12 protein-coding genes are annotated in these 17,892 nt (G+C 64.3%); 9 read left to right on the plus strand and 3 right to left on the minus strand.

Translation table 11 applies throughout. From position 1 onward, the window contains the following. Positions 1-32 precede the first annotated feature (32 nt). The gene (locus DNK34_RS12780) at positions 33-1,163 is read left to right on the plus strand and encodes a M14 family metallopeptidase (RefSeq protein ID WP_131174818.1); all 1,131 of its coding nucleotides are present in this window, start codon (positions 33-35) and stop codon (positions 1,161-1,163) included. Between the two features lie 45 nt (positions 1,164-1,208). On the opposite strand, the gene DNK34_RS12785 is transcribed toward DNK34_RS12780, so the two are convergent. Next, the gene (locus DNK34_RS12785; protein ID WP_131174912.1) at positions 1,209-3,596 is read right to left on the minus strand and encodes an ATP-dependent DNA helicase; all 2,388 of its coding nucleotides are present in this window, start codon (positions 3,594-3,596) and stop codon (positions 1,209-1,211) included. Next, entirely contained in the window at positions 3,593-5,233 is a 1,641-nt protein-coding gene (locus DNK34_RS12790; RefSeq protein WP_131174819.1) for a VRR-NUC domain-containing protein, read from the minus strand. The genes DNK34_RS12785 and DNK34_RS12790 overlap by 4 nt, the downstream gene beginning before the upstream one ends. A gap of 196 nt (positions 5,234-5,429) precedes the next feature. On the opposite strand from DNK34_RS12790, the gene DNK34_RS12795 reads away from it, so the two are divergent. The 8 genes from DNK34_RS12795 (at position 5,430) to DNK34_RS12830 (ending at position 16,697) form a co-directional block, all read left to right on the plus strand. Beyond that, positions 5,430-6,587 (plus strand): two-component system sensor histidine kinase NtrB, encoded by a 1,158-nt coding sequence (locus tag DNK34_RS12795; RefSeq protein ID WP_131174820.1) that lies wholly within the window; start codon positions 5,430-5,432, stop codon positions 6,585-6,587. A gap of 183 nt (positions 6,588-6,770) precedes the next feature. After that, positions 6,771-8,213, plus strand: a complete 1,443-nt coding sequence (locus DNK34_RS12800) for an ATPase domain-containing protein (protein ID WP_131174821.1) — start codon at positions 6,771-6,773, stop codon at positions 8,211-8,213. A 24-nt stretch (positions 8,214-8,237) separates the two neighbouring features. After that, positions 8,238-8,600 carry a response regulator transcription factor gene (locus tag DNK34_RS12805; protein ID WP_131174822.1) on the plus strand — a complete coding sequence of 121 codons (363 nt, stop codon included), beginning with the start codon at positions 8,238-8,240 and terminating at the stop codon, positions 8,598-8,600. A 160-nt stretch (positions 8,601-8,760) separates the two neighbouring features. Continuing rightward, positions 8,761-10,263 (plus strand): ATPase domain-containing protein, encoded by a 1,503-nt coding sequence (locus DNK34_RS12810; protein ID WP_131174823.1) that lies wholly within the window; start codon positions 8,761-8,763, stop codon positions 10,261-10,263. Then, entirely contained in the window at positions 10,253-12,325 is a 2,073-nt protein-coding gene (locus DNK34_RS12815; protein WP_131174824.1) for an ATP-binding protein, read from the plus strand. The genes DNK34_RS12810 and DNK34_RS12815 overlap by 11 nt, the downstream gene beginning before the upstream one ends. A 763-nt stretch (positions 12,326-13,088) precedes the next feature. Then, entirely contained in the window at positions 13,089-14,189 is a 1,101-nt protein-coding gene (locus DNK34_RS12820) for a nitroreductase family protein (protein ID WP_165497303.1), read from the plus strand. Beyond that, entirely contained in the window at positions 14,186-15,502 is a 1,317-nt protein-coding gene (locus tag DNK34_RS12825) for a flippase (RefSeq protein ID WP_131174826.1), read from the plus strand. The genes DNK34_RS12820 and DNK34_RS12825 overlap by 4 nt, the downstream gene beginning before the upstream one ends. 1 nt (position 15,503) lies before the next feature. Beyond that, positions 15,504-16,697, plus strand: a complete 1,194-nt coding sequence (locus DNK34_RS12830) for a polysaccharide pyruvyl transferase family protein (protein WP_131174827.1) — start codon at positions 15,504-15,506, stop codon at positions 16,695-16,697. An 88-nt stretch (positions 16,698-16,785) separates the two neighbouring features. Here DNK34_RS12830 and DNK34_RS12835 read toward each other — a convergent pair whose 3' ends face one another. Further along, positions 16,786-17,583 (minus strand): WecB/TagA/CpsF family glycosyltransferase, encoded by a 798-nt coding sequence (locus tag DNK34_RS12835; protein WP_242675232.1) that lies wholly within the window; start codon positions 17,581-17,583, stop codon positions 16,786-16,788. Between the last annotated feature and the right edge of the window lie 309 nt (positions 17,584-17,892).

Consider the following 17,892-nt stretch of genomic DNA (forward strand, 5'->3'; position numbering starts at 1 on the left):
TGAGCGTCACCGTGAACAGCCCAGGGGGTGCCATGAATATCAGCTCGGACTTCGACAGCGGCAACATTCTCGTGCAGGACGCCAGCGATCCGCACCAGGTGCTGCTGGCCATGCGCGCGGATCTGAACAGCCCCCATTTCCAGTGGTTCCACTTTCGCGTCGATGGCATGACGCCGGGCGAGCGCTACGATTTCAGCATCGGCAACGCCGGCCAGTCGGCCTACAGCCATGCCTGGAACGGCTACCACGCGGTGGCTTCCTACGATCAGCGCGACTGGTTCCGGGTGCCGAGCCGCTTCGAGGACGGTGCCTTGCGTTTCGGCCTGGAGCCGCGGCAGGCGCGGATCTGGTTCGCCTATTTCGAACCCTACAGCCGCGAGCGCCATGCGGCTCTGATCGGTGAGGCACTGCGTATTCCCGGGGTCGAGCTGTTCGCCTGCGGCAGCAGCATCGAAGGGCGTGCGATCGAACTGCTGCGCGTGCGCCGGCATGCCTCGGCCACGCGCAAGATCTGGATAATCGCCCAGCAGCACCCCGGCGAGCATATGGCCGAGTGGTTCATGGAGGGCATCGTCAGGCGCCTGCAGGCGACCGATGACGCCGAGCTCGATGGGCTGCTGCAGCGGGCCGAGCTGTACCTGGTGCCGAACATGAATCCCGATGGCGCCTTTCGCGGTCACCTGCGCACCAATGCCGCCGGCCAGGACCTCAACCGCGCCTGGCAGTCGGCGAGCGCCGGGCGCAGCCCGGAGGTGCTGTTCGTGCAGCAGGCCATGCGCGAGGTGGGTGTCGATCTGTTCCTCGACATCCATGGCGATGAGGAAATCCCCCATGTGTTCACCGCCGGCTGCGAGGGCAATCCCGGTTATTCGGCACGCCTGCAAGCGCTGGAGGACGAGTTCCGCACGCGCCTGGTGGCGCTGGGCGCCGAGTTCCAGACCCGTTTCGGTTACCCACGCAGCGCGCCGGGGCAGGGCAACACCGCGCTGGCGTGCAACGCGGTGGGGCTGGAGTTCGATTGCCTGTCGTTCACCCTGGAGATGCCGTTCAAGGATCACGACGACAGCGCCGATCCCGTCACCGGCTGGAATGGCCGGCGTTCCATGGCCCTGGCCGGGGACGTGCTGAGCGTGGCCGCGGCCATGGTCGAGCGCCTGCGCTGACCGTCCAGCCGCGCCACGGGCCAGGCCCGTTCTTCTACGTGGCCCTCAGCCCGGCACGTCGAACAGGCCCGGCTGGCTGGCTTCGCCCTGCGCGGGGGCTGTAAGTCGAGCCATTGGCGGGACGGGGCGGGGCTTGTCGAGGCGCGCGGGCGTCGACGGCAGCGACGGCAGGCGGCTGCGCTGCACGTGCCACCAGCTCGGCAGCAGGCCGCGTACCGTCGCCAGGTTGAAACGGTCGTCGATCAGGTGCACCACGCCCCGGTCGTCCAGGGTGCGGATTACCCGGCCGGCGGCCTGCACCACCTTCTGCAGGCCGGGGAACAGGTAGGTGTAGTCGTAACCGCTGCCGAACATGGCGTCCATGCGCTGCTTGACCTGCTCGTTGATCGGGTTGATCTGCGGCAGTCCCAGGGTGGCGATGAAGGCGCCGATCAGCCGCTCGCCGGGCAGGTCGATGCCTTCTCCGAAGGCGCCGCCGAGCACGGCGAAGCCGATGCCGCGCCCGCCCGCCTGGAACTGCTCGAGGAACTGCTGGCGCTGGCCCTCGTCCATCTGCCGCGACTGCACCCAGCACTGGATCGCGGGGTGGTCCCGGGTGAACACTTCGAGCACCTGCTGCAGGTAGGCATAGCTGCTGAAGAAGGCCAGGTAGTTGCCGGGGCGCTCGGCGAACTGCCGGGCCAGCAGGGCGGCGATGGGTGCCAGCGAGCGCTCGCGATCCTGGTAGCGGGTCGACAGGTTGCTCACCGCGTGCACCTGCAGCTGTTCGGCCAGGAAGGGCGATTCGACGTCCAGCCAGGGCGTGTCCGCCGGCAGGCCGAGCAGGTCGGCATGGTAATGCGCCGGGCTCAGGGTGGCGGAGAACAGCGTGGTGCTATGGCTGGCTGCGAAGCGCGGGGCGAGAAAGGGCGCCGGCACGATATTGCGCAGACACAGGGTGCAATGGCTGCGCCCGCGCAGGGCCGGCTGCCGGCTGATGTCGAACAGCGAGTGCGGGCCGAAGGCTTCCGCCAGGCGGCAGAACAGCATGGCATCGAGGTAGAACTGCAACAGTTCGCCGTCGTTGCCGGTGGGCTGATCGGTCAGGTGGTCGGTGATGGCGCTGACCGCCTTCTGCAGCGCCATGAGCAACAGGTCGGGCGGCAGCGGGTAGACCTGATAGGCCTCGTGCTGATCCTTGTGCAACTGGTTCCAGTGGCGGCTGACCCGCTCCAGCACGCTCTTCAGGCCCTTGGGCGCGGCCCTGCGCATGGCTTCGAAGCGCGCCTGGTCGAGCTCCGCGGTGTACATGCTGCGCGCCCGCTCGATCAGGTTGTGGGCTTCGTCGACCAGCAGGGTGACGCGCCACTCGTTGAGCTGGGTCAGGCTGTAGAGCAGGGCGCTCATGTCGAAGTAGTAGTTGTAATCGCAGACCACCACGTCGGCCCAGCGGCTCAGTTCCTGGCTCAGGTAATAGGGGCAGACCTGATGGGCCCGGGCGACCTCGCGCAGCGCTGCCTGATCCAGCCAGCCGAGGTTGACCGCGGCCTGGCGCGCCGCCGGCAGGCGGTCGTAGAAACCCTTGGCCAGCGGGCAGGATTCGCCGTGGCAGGCCTTGTCCGGGTGCTCGCAGGCCTTGTCGCGGGCGACATGCTCGAGCACCCGCAGGGGCATGCCTGGCTGCGTACTGCGCAGGCTTTCCAGGGCGTGCAGGGCCAGGCGCCGGCCGGGGGTCTTGGCGGTGAGGAAGAACAGCCGATCCAGGCGCTGCTCGGCAAAGGCCTTGAGCTGCGGGAACAGGGTGCCGAGGGTCTTGCCGATGCCGGTGGTGGCCTGGGCCATCAGGCAGTGGCCGTCGCGGGCGGCGCGGTACACCGATTCGGCCAGTTGCCGCTGGCCCAGGCGGAATTGCGCATGGGGAAACGCCAGGGTCCGCAGTGCTGCATCGCGGGCCAGGCGGTGGGCCTGTTCCTGCTCGGCCCAGGCGATGAAGCGAGTACATGACCGTTCGAAGAACTGGCGCAGTTGCGCAGCCGTGAAACGCTCGCGGAATGAGGTCTCCTTCTGCGTGATGACGTTGAAATAGACCACTGCCAGGTCGATTTCGTCGAGATCGCCGCTCTGGCACAGCAGCCAGCCATAGACCTTGGCCTGGGCCCAGTGCAACTGCCGGTGGTTGTCCGGGATGCGGGCGATATCGCCGCGGTGGGTCTTGATCTCTTCCAGCAGGTTTTCCCGCGGGTCGTAGCCGTCGGCGCGGCCGGCGACGCGCAACGACTGGAACTGGCCCAGCAGCGCTACTTCCGCCTGGTAATGGGCGCCGCGGCGGCTGACCACGGTGGCGTGTCCGGCCATGCCTTCCTGGGCCGTGGGCGAGGGTGTGAAGCGCAGGTCGAGGTCGCCCACCTTGGCGGTGAATTCGCACAGCGCGCGCACCGCCACGCGGTAGCTCAAGCGTCGGCCCACTGCACGTAGCAGACATCCACCTGCATGCCGTGTTCGGCGCAGAACGCCAGCCAGCGCCGCTGGTTGTCCTGCAGGCGGTCGCCGGGCCCCTTCACTTCGATCATGCGGTAGCGTTTTTCCCCGGGCCAGAACTGGATCAGGTCGGGCATGCCGGCGCGGTTCGCCTGGATATTGCCGAGCAGGCGCAGGAACCAGGCTTTCAGGTGGGCGGGCGGCAGGCAATCGAGGGCCTGTTCGAGCAGGGTTTCGCTGAGCACGCCCCAGTGCACGAAGGGCGACTGGATGCCGAACTTGTCCTGGTAGGTCTGGCGTATGCGCTGTGGGTAGGTGCCGTCGTCGAGTCGCGCCAGGCACTCGGCGAACAGCGGGGCGCGACGCCCATGGAAGTCCGCGGCGAGCAGGTCGGCGGGGCCGAACTGGAAGGGGTGGAAGAACGCGCCGGGCAGCGGGGCGAAGATCGCCGGCCAGCAGAGCAGGCCGAAGAGGCTGCAGATCAGGGTGTTCTCGACATAGTGAACCGGCGCATCGGCCTGCTGCAGGTGTTGCTGCACGGCGTGCTCCACGCCGAGCGCCGTTGCCCTGCTCAGCTGCAGGTCCAGGCGCGAGGCCGACGGGGTGCTGCGTTTGCCGGCTCGGGGCAGACCCAGCTGCCGGGTCAGGCGCACCAGGGCACGCTCGGCCAGTTGCACTTCGCCATCGCTGCAAGGCGCGGCAAGCGTCTCGCGGGCCAGTTCATAGGCTTGCCGATACAGCCCGGCCCGTTCCAGCACGCGGATGCGGCGCTGGCGGGCGGCGCTGTAACCGCTGCCGGCATAGACGTGCAAGGCCAGATCGAACTCGCCGCTGCGCTCCAGATACTGGCCGATGCGAAACAGCAGCTTGGCCCGGCGTTCGGCGATGTAGGGGGTGGCATGCGGCTGCTCGCCGATCCGTTCGAGCACCTCGGCGATCGGCTCGCCGGCTTCGAAGGCCTCGCGGCAACGCTGCAGGTGCAGGTAGTCGTCGATGTCGCCACGGCAGCGCCAGGCGCGCGCGTCCCGGCTCAGTTCGACCTGCTCGTAGCGGAAGATGCCCAGGTCGCTGAGCACGAATTCCGACCAGTCCTGGCGCAGGTTGCCGAAGAACATCAGGCGCAGGCGTTCGCACAGATCGTCGATGGTCAGGCTGTAGAGGCGGTCGTCGAGGTTCGCGCACCAGTTGGCGAAGGACTGCGTTTCGCTGCAGTGAGGCTGCAATTGCAGCAGCAGGTCGTCCTTGCGCGCGCGGCGGTCGCTGAGCCGGTCGGCGAAGTGAGCGACGATTTCGTCCTTGCGCAGCAGGGCCAGCAGTTCGTCCAGCGTCAGGGCGGCATCGTCGACGATCCAGCCCTGGTCGAGCAGCGCCAGGACGGCCTGCCGGCAGCAGCCGATCTCTTCGTAGCCCAGTTTGCTGGCGCGAAAATGCACGCCCTTGCGCATGATCATGCGCACCAGCAGGGCCTGGGACGGTACCTCGAGCGTGCCGAATGCCCGTACGAAGCCGTGCTCGCGTTCGTCCAGCAAGTCGGCATGGCGCTCGCCTATCCAGGCCAGTACCTTGTGGAAATTGTGCAGGTAGTAGAAGCGTGGATCGCTGGAGAGTGGCATGCTGGCAGGGCTTTATACTGTTCGTATATACAGATATCAGGCCGTTGCGCATCTGGCAACGGCCAAGGGATGGACGGCCACGGACCCTGGCGAGATTTTCCCGGGGACATCGCCGCAGCGGGAATCTGTGCTGTCAACGCGCAGGCTTATGGTTTTACACTGCATCCCGACAGCCCCTTTCGCAGCCAAGGCGCCCATGAGCCGCTCCGTTCCCCTATCCGTTGGCACGCTGCACGAACGCCACTACGAACTGCTGGTGCAGGCGGTCGTCGACTACGCCATTTTCATGCTCGATCTCGACGGTCATATCATTTCCTGGAACACGGGCGCCGAGCGGATCAAGGGCTATGCGGCAACAGAGGCGATCGGCCAGCACCTGTCGATCTTCTATAGCGAAGAGGATCTGCGGCAGCGCAAGCCCTGGATGCTGCTGGAAAAGGCCTTGCGCGACGGGCGTTCCCAGGATGAAGGCTGGCGCCTGCGCAAGGACGGCTCGCGGTTCTGGGCGCTGGTGGTCCTGGATGTGATTCACGACGCCGAGGGCCAGGTCATCGGGCTGGCCAAGATCACCCGCGACATCACCGAGCGTCACGAAGCCGATCTGCGTTACGACGCCCTGCGCGCGCAACTGTTCCAGGCGCAGAAACTCGAGGCCCTGGGCCAGCTCACCGGGGGCATGGCCCATGACTTCAACAATCTGCTGACCATCATCCTCAGTGCCGCCAAGCTTGCGGAGCGCACGCGGGATCCGCAGCGTCTCGCCGATCTGCTCGACAGCATCCGCGATGCCGGGGAGCGGGGCGCGCAGATGACCCAGCACCTGCTGACCTTCGCCCGCCGCGAGCGTCTGCCGAGCCAGCGCATCGACCTCAACCGGCTGCTGCCCGAGGCGCGGATGTTCCTGGTGCAGGCGCTGCCCCGGGCGATGAGCCTGGAGATGGAGCTGGCGCCCGCGCTGCATCCGCTAGATGTCGACCCGAGCCAGTTGGAGATGGCCATGCTCAACCTGTTGCTCAATGCCCGTGATGCCATGCAGGACAGTGGTGTGGTGCATCTGCGCGCGCAGAACCGCCTGATGAGCGGCGAGTGGGACGACCTGCATGGCGAGTGCGTGCTGATTTCCGTCAGCGACCATGGCCCGGGGATCGACCCGGCGATCCAGGGGCGCCTGTTCGAGCCGTTCTTTACCACCAAGGAGGTGGGCAAGGGAACCGGTCTGGGGCTCAGCCAGGTCTATGGTTTCGTCCGCCAGGCGCAGGGTGGCGTACATGTCGAGAGCGTGCTCGGGCAGGGCACCACGGTGACCCTCTGTCTGCCCGCCGCGGAACGCGGGCAGACGAGCGACTGTACTTGAAAAGCCACACCCCCTAGTATTCTCGCCCATCCGCTTTTTCTTTCAGCTGCCTACTGAGAAAAACGTCCCAATTCAGGGAATGATCGGGCCTTTGGGCCGTTGGATGTTCCCGCGCGGCTTGCGCTGAAACGTCAACAGACCCTAGGCTACTTCCGCATAATTTTTATTGAGGCAGGCCAGCACTTGGAACAGTTAAAACGCCTTGAAAGTGGGATCGAAGGGCTGGACGCTCTGTTGAAGGGCGGCCTGGTCGCCGGCGCATCCTACATCGTCCAGGGACGCCCCGGTTCGGGCAAGACCATCCTCGCCAACCAGATCGCCTTCAACCATGTGCGCGAGGGTGGCCGTGTCCTGGTCGGTACCCTGCTGGCCGAGTCCCATGAAAGGCTTTTCCAATATCTCTCCACCCTGAGCTTTTTCGACCCGAGCAAGGTCGGCGCCGAGATCCAGTTCGTCAGCGCCTTCGATACCCTGGAGAGCGAAGGGCTCGACGAGGTGGTCAAGCTGCTGCGGCGCGAGATCAGCCGGCAGAAGGCCACCCTGCTGATCGTCGACGGGCTGCTCAATGCCCGTTCGAAAGCGGAAACCCAGATCGATACCAAGAAGTTCATTTCCGAGCTGCAGGGCCATGCGGCTTTCGCCGGTTGTACCGTGCTGTTCCTCACCAGCTCCCGGCTGGATGACGGCAGTCCGGAACACACCATGGTCGACGGCGTGATCGAACTCGGCGAAGAGCTGTTCGGCGCCCGTTCGGTACGTCGCATCCATCTGCGCAAGACCCGTGGCAGCGGCGCCCTTTCCGGCCTGCATGAATGCGAGATCACCGATCACGGACTGGTGGTTCACCCGCGTCTGGAAAGTCTCTACAGCCAACCGAGCCTGCCGGACAGCGACAGCATGAGGCGTATCGCCAGTGGCATCGACACCATGGACCGGCTGATCGGCGGCGGTTTGCCGGAGTCGTCGGTGACCCTGATCATGGGGCCGTCGGGTATCGGCAAGACCAGCCTCGGCCTGAACTTCCTCTCCCAGTCGACCCCCGAGGCGCCGGGGCTGCACTTCGGTTTCTACGAGACGCCACAGCGTCTGCGCTGGAAGGCGCACGCCATCGGCATCGACATGCAGTCGATGGAGGATAGCGGCGCGCTGCACATCCTCTGGCAACCGACCACCGAAGGCCTGCTCGATGGGCTCGGTGCGCGCCTGATCAAGGCGGTCGAGGAGAAGGGCATCAAGCGCCTGCATATCGACAGCCTCGGCGGCATGGCACGGGTGGCCACCGGCACCTCGCGCCTGATCGAGTTCTTCAGTGCGCTGATGAGCCAGTTGCGCGCCATGGGGGTGACGGTATTCGCCACCTGGGAAATGCGCGATCTGTTCGCCGCCGAGATCAACGCGCCCGCGCCAGAGCTGTCGAGCATCGTCGACAACCTCATACTGATGCGCTTCGTGGAAATGGACTCTGAACTAAAGCGGTTGCTGTCCATCCTTAAAATGAGGGACAGTTTTTACGACTCCTCGCTTCTGGAAGTGGTCATCAATGATCATGGTATTGAACTAACCAAGGCCTTCAGACATGCAGCGGGTGTTTTATCGGGTACCGCTACGTCGGCTACTGACGCCTGAGCGGTTCGATCGGGCCTACGGACTATGACGACCATCCTGATAGTCGACGACGAATATCTGATCGCGGATATTCTCGGCTATGCCATGGAGGACGAGGGCTACATGGTGGTCAAGGCGAGCAATGGCCGCAAAGGCCTGGAAGTGCTCGACCGTGAACGGCCCGAACTGATCATCACCGACTTCATGATGCCGGTGATGGACGGGCTCGAGTTCGCCAAGGCCATCCGTGCCAGGCCCATGTCCGCCGATCTGCCGATCATCCTGATGAGTGGCGCGCAGGGCAGTGTCGGCCGTGCCAGTCCCGATCTGTTCGCCGCCGTGTTCGACAAGCCCTTCGATATCAACCAGGTCGTCGCCACGGTGAAGGCGCTGATCGGCCCGAGCTGATCCGTCCACTGCAGCCATGGGCTGTTCCCGTGTCGTGCTTCCCGCCCTGAGCCCTGTCGGCTTGCCCCATGGTTTTTCCTGAACGCCCGTCCGACCGCCATGGTCGAACGTCAGCTGGCATGTGTGCTCACCCATGCCTCTGTTCAGAAAAGGAATATCCATGAGTGAAACCGCAGAACGGATTCCCTCTGGGAGTCAGGGACTGGACAGCATACTCGGCGGCGGTTTGCCGCCCAGTCGGCTGTATCTGCTCGAGGGATCGCCCGGCTCCGGCAAGACCACCCTGGCCCTGCAGTTTCTGCTGCAAGGCGTAGCCCGCGGCGAGCGCTGCCTGTATATCACCCTCTCGGAAACCAGCGAAGAGCTGCAGGCCGTGGCGGCCTCCCACGGCTGGTCGCTGCAGGGTATCGACCTGTTCGAGCTGGCCTCGGCCGAGGAGGTGCTGGGCGATGGCCGCGAGCAATCGATCCTGCATCCGTGGGAGGTGGAGCTGGGCGGCACCATCCGCCTGATCCAGAACGAAGTGGAACGTATCGCGCCGGCGCGGGTGGTGTTCGACAGCCTGTCGGAGTTGCGCCTGCTGGCCCAGGACTCGCTGCGCTATCGACGCCAGGTGCTGGCCTTGAAGCAGTTCTTCGCGCCGCGCCAGGCGACCGTGTTCCTGGTCGATGACCTGACGGGCAACAAGGGCGAGCGCGATGCCCACCTGCACAGTTTGTGTCATGGCGTCTTCACCCTGGAGCGCCTGACCCTGGATTTCGGCGCCGCCCGGCGGCGTCTGCAGGTTCAGAAACTGCGCGGCGTCGACTTCGCCGCGGGGCTGCACGATTTCGTCATCCGCAAGGGAGGGCTGCGGGTGTTTCCGCGCCTGGTGGCCGCGCAGCATCACGTCCCCTTCGACGGCAGCCCGGTTGCCAGCGGTATCGCCGGGCTGGATGCGTTGCTCGGTGGCGGGCCGTTGCGTGGCACCAGTACGCTGGTGACCGGCCCGGCCGGTTCGGGCAAGACCAGCCTGGCCCTGCAGTACCTCAACGCCGCCTGCCTGCGTGGCGAGCGCTGCACCCTCTACGAATTCGACGAGCGTATCGGCACCCTGCTGATCCGCTCACAAGCCATGGGCCTGCAGTTGCGCGAGCACATCGCCAGTGGCCTGCTGACGATTCGCCAGATCGATCCGGCCGAGGTCTCGCCCGGCGAGTTCGCCTGGCAGGTGCGTGAGGAGGTGGAGCGCAACGATTGCCGCCTGCTGGTGATCGACAGCCTGAGCGGTTACCTGGCGGCGATGCCTCAGGAGCAGCAACTGATCCTGCAGGTGCACGAGTTGCTCTCCTATCTCAGCCAGCGGGGCGTCAGCACCTTTCTGATCAACCCGCAGCACGGCCTGGTCGGCAGCATGTCGACGGGCAACCTGAATATTTCCTATGTCGCCGATGCGGTCGTGCTGCTGCGTTTCTTCGAGGCGCAGGGGCGTATTCGCAAGGCGGTGTCGATCATCAAGAACCGCAGTGGCCTGCATGAAGACAGCATCCGCGAGTTGCGCATCGACCGCCAGGGCGTGCGCGTCGGTGACGTCCTGGTGGATTTCAAGGGTGTGCTCAGCGGTACCCCCGAGTATCTGGGCAACGCTTTGCCGCTGATGGAAAACCGTGCTGGTGAGCGTTGACCGATCGCCGGCGTTGCGCGTCCTGATCTGTGCGCCCTACGGGCGAGACGCTGCCAGCGTGGCGACGCTGCTCGAGCAGAATGGCTACGCCACCCGGATCTGCGCAAGCCTGGGCGAGGTGGCCGAGGTGCTGGACGATCGGGTCGGCGTGGTGCTGGCCACGGAAGAAGCTTTCGCGGCGCGGACCGAGTCCTTGCAGCGCAAGCTCGAAGCCCAGGCGCCCTGGTCGGATGTGCCCTTCGTGCTGCTCGCCGCGCGCCAGGGCGATAGTGCCTGGGGCAGTGAACGGGCACGGCTCAGGCTGCCGCGGATCGCCACCAACACCATCGTGCTGGAGCGTCCGTTGAGTTCGCTGTCGCTGCTCAGCAGCGTGGCCTCGGCGCTGCGTGGGCGGCAGAAGCAGTTCCAGATTCGCGATCAGTTGCGTGAGCTGGCCGACAGCCGCCAGGCCTTGCTGGCAAGCGAGAGCGAATTGCGCCTGATCACCGACTCGCTGCCCGTGCTGGTGGCCTTCATCGACAAGCAACTGTGCTGCCGTTTCGTCAATCGTGCCTGCGAATCCTGGTTCGACCTGAGCCCGGAGCATGTACTGGGGCGTAACGTGCAGGAAGTGATCGGCCACACCCGTTTCGATCAGCGCCTGGCTGGCATGCAAGGCGCCCTGGCCGGGGTCGAGATGCGCCTGCAGGTGCCCTGGCCACGCGCCGACGGGCGCCGTCGGGTGGCGGATGTGCGCTACCTGCCACGGCGTGATGGTGCGGGCGAGGTGGACGGTTTTCATGTGTTCGTACTGGATATCACCGACAGCAAGAAACTCGAGGAGGGCCTGCGCGATACCGCCGAACTGCTCGAGCAGAAGGTCGATGCGCGCACTGCCGAACTGCACGAGGAAATGGCCAGCCGCGCCCAGGCCGAGGCGGCACTGCGACAGAGCCAGAAGATGGAGGCCGTGGGTCAGCTGACCGGCGGCATCGCCCACGACTTCAACAACATGCTCACCGGCATCATCGGCGCCATCGATATCATGAAACGGCGGATCGCCAGCGGTCGCGTCGATGATCTCGATCGCTTCATGGATGCGGCGACCATCTCGGCCAACCGTGCCGCCGGGCTGACCCAGCGTCTGCTGACCTTCTCCCGTCGGCAGTCGCTGGAGGCCAGGCCCATCGATGTCCACCAGTTGCTGGGGTCGCTCGAAGAACTGATCCGGCGCACGGTCAACGAACGCATCGTGCTGCACATGCGCTACGAGCATGGCCTGGCGCTGGCGCTGGCCGATGCCAATCAACTGGAAAGCGCCATCCTCAACCTGACCATCAACGCGCGCGACGCCATGCCGTTCGGTGGGCAGTTGCAGTTGCATACGTCCCTGGTCGAATTGGACGAGGCGGATATCGTCACCTTGCCGGATCTGCAGGTGGGCCGCTATCTGCTCATCACGCTGACGGACAGCGGCTCCGGGATGAGCGCCGAGGTGCTGGAAAAGGTCTTCGACCCCTTCTTCACCACCAAGCCCGTGGGCCAGGGAACCGGCCTGGGGCTGTCGATGGTCTATGGCTTCGCCCGGCAGAGCGGTGGCCAGGTGACCATTCACAGCGAACCGGGCGCCGGCACCACGGTGCGACTCTACCTGCCGGCGGTGGAGACGTCCGCCAGCCATGGCCTGATCGAGGAGGAGAGCGTTTCGCCGAGTGGGCGCGGCCAGCGCGTGTTGCTGGTCGAGGACGATGCTGCCGTCCGCCTGCTGGTGGCCGAGGTACTGGACGAACTGGGCTACGACACCGTGGATGCCGCCGAGCCGCAAGCGGCGATTGCCTTGCTGGCCTCGGACATGACGCTCGACATGCTGGTCTCCGACGTCGGCCTGCCGGGGATGAGCGGACGCCAATTGGCCGAGATCGCCCGCCAGCACAGGCCCGAGCTGCCGATCCTGTTCGTCACCGGCTATGCCGATCATTCCAGCACGGTCTTGCCGGGCAGCAATATGGACATCATCAGCAAACCGTTCTCCATGACCGACCTGGCGAACAAGCTGAGCGATATGCTGGCGACCAAGGGCTGAACGCAGAATTGCCACATTCGTGTAGGAGCCGCGACCTCGCGGCGAATGGTGGCCACGCCACGGATTCTGCGGAATGGCCGCCATCGCATCGCGCCGGGGTCGACGCTCCTACACGGTTGGTGGTTTGCCGCGATCCTGTGGGAGCCGCGCCCTCGCGGCGAATGGCGGCCACGCCACGGATTCTGCGGAATGGCCTCCATCGTATCGCGCCGGGGGCGACGCGCCTGCACGGTCGGTGGTTTGCCGGCTAATGAGGTCGGGGGCAATTCGCTGCGCGTCGAGCCGATACTGACTTGCTGTTCCCGCCGTATGTCATGACACTCACGAAGTTACGCCATCTGTGCGCCAGTTCGCATTGATATCACTTTGACAGCCATCGTCCCGCAACTTTTTCCGCATAAAGCTGGCCGGCGTGGAATCAAAGTGCTGCGCCGTAGTCCTAACTCCTGACAATAAGCAGCGGTATCAGCACAGCCGTCCGGATTCTTGGAGTATCAGTATGGAAGTCGATTCGTTTGCCCTCTCTGCAGGCATGTCCATGGTGGCCAGCAGCAGGCAGACGAGGCGCTCCCCGCGGTACCGATAGCCGGGATTTCCGCTGTCCGCGCCACGTATGGCGGGCGTTGCCCTGCGCATACGCAGTCACACTCCATTATCGAGTCGTGGCCACTCACTGCCTGCACATATCCATTCAATATCATTGTGCCGCCATGATGATGCGGGGGAGATATTAACCATTGAACGGTAATTACAGCCTATGAAAATGTTGAAGGAATCTCTCAAGAAGATATTGCCCCGCAGCGGCATCGACAACTTGAAACAGTTGCAGAAACGGCTCGCCATGGGCTGGATCAGGGCACTTTCGAAGTCGGCGACATTGAGACGCTTTCATTACTCGTTCTTTTCCGCGGCATTCGATCGCGAGGCTTACGCCGTAGTGGTCGGTCACCTGCAGCACGAGGAAAACCTGTCCGGCGCCGAGCCGGTGAACTACTTCCTGCGCCGTGCCGTGCACCGTATCGAGAAGGGGCTGATCATGCAGCCCAGGCGCGAGGTCTTCGCCCTGGATTACATCGGCGATACGGTCGACAGTTACATCGCCTCGCTCAACGGCAACGTGGATCGAGACGAAGTCAGCTGGGCCCACGATGTGCTCGCCGAGTACTTCGCCGTGACCGGTGAGCATCCCGTGATCAATCGAGCCCGCGAGAAATTCGCCCGTCTCGAGCGTCCGCTCAGCTCGCCAGGCAGTCTGCGTAATCCTGACACCGAGCGCGTGCCTTTCGCCGCTGACGTGAGCACGTCGAGCGTGGATTACACCGCCATGCGCCAGCTGTCGATGAAGCGCCGTTCGGTACGCTGGTACGAGAACCGGCCGGTGCCCCGGGAGGTCATCGACAAGGCGGTCGAGGTCGCCGTGCAGTCGCCGAGTGCCTGTAACCGTCAGCCGTATCGCTTCCTGATCTTCGACGATGCCGCCTCGGTGGCCCAGGCTTCGCGCCTGCCCATGGGCGTGGCCGGTTTCGATCACAACTTCCCGGCGATCGTCGCGGTGGTCGGTCGTCTGCGCGCCTACCCCCATGTGCGCGATCGCCATGTGATCTACATCGATGGCGCGCTGGCGGCGATGTCCTTCATGTTCGCCCTGGAAACCCAGGGCGTGTCGTCCTGCTCGATCAACTGGCCGGATATCCCCGAGCGCGAGCTGGCGGCCAGCAAGCTGCTCAAGCTCGAGCCCGACGAGCGCATCGTCATGTTCATCTCGCTGGGTTACGCGGCAGAGGGCGGTCTGGTGCCGTATTCGCAGAAACTCTCCCTGGACGAAGCCCGCAGCTATGGCCAGCTGGAGATGCCTGCTAAATGAGTGCATCGCGTGTCCAGGAGGGCATGAAATACCTCCTCAATTCCGGCTGGATGCTGGCCGAGAAATTCCTGATGCTGGCCATCGGCCTGGCGACCACCGTGGTACTGGCTCGCTACCTGGGCCCCGAGGACTTCGGTTACCTCAACTACGCGCTGGCGCTGCTGGGCCTGCTCAGCATCGTGGTGCACCTGGGGCTGACCGGCCTGGTGGTCAAGGAACTGCGCAGCCACCCGGAAAACGAAGACCAGATTCTCTCGACGGTATTCATGATCAAGGTGGGCTGCTCGGTGATCGCCTTCGCGATCATGATGGGCACCTACCTGATCGGCAACGACCAGAATTTCCTGGTGTTGCTGTTCACCGCCCTGGCGCTGTTCTTCACCCCATTCGAGATGCTCATCGACTGGTTCCAGGCGCGGGTACAGGCCAAGTACGCCGCCGTGGCCGGGTTCGTCGGGCAGCTCGGTGGCAACGGCCTGAAGATGATTCTGGCCATCGCCGGGGCGGGGCTGGTGTACATCGCCCTGGCCCACGTGGTGGTGGTGATGGTCACCTCGGCGATCCTGGTCTGCTATGCGGTGATGCTCAAGCGCGAGTTCCGCTTCGACTTTTCCTGGACGCTGGGCAAGACCCTGCTCAAGAAAAGCCTGCTGATCTTCCTCGGTTCGCTGTCGGCGGTGATCTACCTGAAGGTCGATCAGATCATGCTGCAGTACATGCTCGGCGAATACTCCGTGGGTGTGTATTCGGCGGCCTCGCGGCTGTCGGAAGCCTGGTACCTGATCCCGACCATTCTCATGGCCTCGGTCTTCCCGAAGATGATCGACCTGAGCAAGACCGATACGGCGGGCTACAACCGCTTCATGCAGGTGGCGCTGGATGTGCTGTTCTTCATGGCCTTCGGCCTGGCGGTGGTGGTGTTCTTCCTCTCCGACTGGATCGTGCAGGTGCTGTACGGTGCTCAGTACGCGGACGCCGGGCCGGTACTGGCGATCCATATCTTCGCGGCGACCTTCGTGTTCATGCGCGCGCTGTTCAGCAAGTGGATCATCATCGAGGAGGCCTTCATCTTTTCCCTGGTCACCCAGGGCCTCGGCGCCCTGAGCAACATCGTGCTCAATTACTTCCTCATCCGCAGCCACGGCGTCGTCGGCTCCGCCTGGGCAACGCTGATTTCCTATTCCATCGCCGGTTACGTGAGCCTGCTGCTGTCACGCAGGACACGGCCGCTGTTCGTCATGATGACCAAGAGCATTTTTCTGCATGCCTTCATCAGCGTGCCCCAGTTGATCCGTGAATTCAGGAGAACGTGATATGTACGTCGAGATTCGCAAGGCCGGTTTCGTCAACAAGGGCGCCGCGCTGATGCTGCACGCCGCCCTGCAGCAGGTGCGGCAGAATCTGCCTGCCGCCAAGGTGGTGATGGAGCCTGGCCGGGCCAAGAGCCCCTATCCCTATGTCAATCGCGCGTCCCTGGGGCTGTATCAGAAGGCCTGGCTGTGGCGTGCCGGCATTCCCTTCGGCGACCTGGCCGCCTTCGTCCCGGCCGGTATCCGGGAGCAGTACGGCGTGGTGCTGGACAAGGAAGTGGACGTGGTGCTGGACGCCGCCGGCTTCGCCTACAGCGACCAGTGGGGGCCGGCTCTGTCCGAGGAGCTGGCGCGCTCGAGCAAGCGCTGGAAGAAGAACGGCAGCAAGGTGATTCTGCTGCCCCAGGCATTCGGCCCGTTCCGTGATCAGAAGAGCAAGGAGGCGGTGAAGGCCTTCGTCGACAACTGCGACCTGATCTTCGCCCGTGAGCAGGTGTCCTACGACTACCTCACCGAAGTCGTCGGCGAGCGTGCCAACATCAAGCTGGCGCCCGATTTCACCAACCTGATCAGCGGTGTATTGCCGGCCTATTTCGATCCCGAGGTTCATCAGGTCTGCCTGGTGCCCAATTGCCGCATGCTGGACAAGACCAATGACAGTATTGCCAAGGGCTATGCGCCGTTCCTGCAGCGCGCGGCGAAGATGCTGGTGGAGCGGGGTGCCAAGCCGTTCCTGTTGATTCATGAGGGCGAGGGCGATGCGCGCCTGGCCGAGCAGGTGTCGCAGGCGGTCGGTGGCCTGCCGATCCTGCGCGAGACCGATCCACTGGCGATCAAGGGCATCCTCGGCGCCTGCCGCGGCACCCTCGGCAGTCGTTTCCATGGCCTGGTCAGTGCGCTCTCGCAGGGCGTGCCGTCACTCGCCACCGGCTGGAGCCACAAGTACCAGATGCTGTTCGCCGACTACGGTTTCGCCGAAGGCGTGCTGGACATCAACCTGTCGGACGAGGAGCTGTCCAACGCGCTCGACTACCTGACCGAGCCGGCGCAGATGCAGGCGCTGTCGAGCCGCTTGCAGGAGCATTCCGCCGAGCTGAAAACCCGTACTCAGGCCATGTGGGACGAAGTGTTCGCGCTGATCGCGCAGAAGCAGGGTGTGCGCAGCGAGAAGCCGCTGGCGGTAGCGGCAGGCCGTTGATCCGGTTGGGTAGGGTGCCACCTGTTTCTGTTATGAAAAACGCCCCGGATGATCGCTCATCCGGGGCGTTTTCGTTGCGGCGGTGGCGTCAGGATTTACGGTCGTATGCGCGCTGTTCGCTGACCCGTACCGTGCTGTTCAGGCCATTGCGCGCCACGTAGTAGAAGAACTGCGGGATGCCGACGATATAGCGCTTGAACAGGCGGCGCGGCTCCATCGCCAGACGGAACAGCCACTCCATGCCGAGCTTGCGTACCGCCTCCGGGGCGCGGCTGAAGCGTTGCGCCGAGAAATCCAGGATGGCGCCACCGCAGATCATCAGGGCCGGGCATTGCAGTTCACGCTGCAGCAGGGCGGCAATCTCTTCCTGGCGCGGCATGCCCATGGCCATGACGATGATCGGGGTCTTGCCCAGGCGCCGGTGCTGCCTGATGAAATCGATGTAGTCCTGGGTCGGCTGGAAGCCATCGATGGCATGGAAAGGCTTGCCGCCGAACAAGGTTCTGGCGCCCTCGCTGAGCCAGGGCTCCTGGGTGCCCATGGCGAACAACTGGTAGTTGTCGCTGTTGCTGTCGCTCAGCAGGTGGTCGATCAGCCGGGGAATGAAATCCGAACCGTTGAGGTTGGCTTTCGGCTGCAGGCCGTTGAGCGAGCAGGCCAGCTTCACACCAATCCCGTCGCGCAGCAGGTAGTTCATCTGCATGAAATTGCGCCGCACAGCGGGGTTGTTATGCGCAATGTTGTAGCCGTGCTGGTTGAGGAAACCCAGGATCATCGGCTTTTTCGGCGTGCGTAACTCGTCGAGCAGTGAATCCACATCGTCTTCTTCCAGCAATTTCAGTTTGTGGATCAAGGGATCGTAGAGTTTGGGATTGGAATTATTCACGGGCGAGCCTCTGCATGGGGGGGTATGGGTATTCACTTCGGTTCGCGGCGGAATCGTTTTTGTAAGAATCTTGGCGGGACGAAATGAGTGAGATGCAAGGGTATTGCGTCGAGCGCAGCGCCGGTTTCCGCAAGGGCCGGGCACGGGAACGGTACGGCGTTGGCGCTGTACGGTTATCGGTGTGTGGCAGGTACAAGCCTGCGGCTATACGAGCATCGGGCTGCATGACAGACGCCCCTGCTGAACCATCCCCACGTACACCGATTACGCAGGGGTCATGGTGTTGGTCTGCCGGCAACCAGGGAAAGT

This window comes from Phytopseudomonas dryadis (assembly GCF_004327355.1).
GTDB lineage: Bacteria > Pseudomonadota > Gammaproteobacteria > Pseudomonadales > Pseudomonadaceae > Aquipseudomonas > Aquipseudomonas dryadis.

Excerpts from the sequence above, each read along its gene's own strand:
- DNK34_RS12810 (WP_131174823.1), top strand. The coding sequence starts at position 8,761 with ATGAGTGAAACCGCAGAACGGATTCCCTCTGGGAGTCAGGGACTGGAC.
- DNK34_RS12780 (WP_131174818.1), top strand. The coding sequence starts at position 33 with ATGAATATCAGCTCGGACTTCGACAGCGGCAACATTCTCGTGCAGGAC.
- DNK34_RS12820 (WP_165497303.1), top strand. The coding sequence starts at position 13,089 with ATGTTGAAGGAATCTCTCAAGAAGATATTGCCCCGCAGCGGCATCGAC.
- DNK34_RS12790 (WP_131174819.1), bottom strand. The coding sequence starts at position 5,233 with ATGCCACTCTCCAGCGATCCACGCTTCTACTACCTGCACAATTTCCAC.
- DNK34_RS12795 (WP_131174820.1), top strand. The coding sequence starts at position 5,430 with ATGAGCCGCTCCGTTCCCCTATCCGTTGGCACGCTGCACGAACGCCAC.
- DNK34_RS12805 (WP_131174822.1), top strand. The coding sequence starts at position 8,238 with ATGACGACCATCCTGATAGTCGACGACGAATATCTGATCGCGGATATT.
- DNK34_RS12830 (WP_131174827.1), top strand. The coding sequence starts at position 15,504 with ATGTACGTCGAGATTCGCAAGGCCGGTTTCGTCAACAAGGGCGCCGCG.
- DNK34_RS12825 (WP_131174826.1), top strand. The coding sequence starts at position 14,186 with ATGAGTGCATCGCGTGTCCAGGAGGGCATGAAATACCTCCTCAATTCC.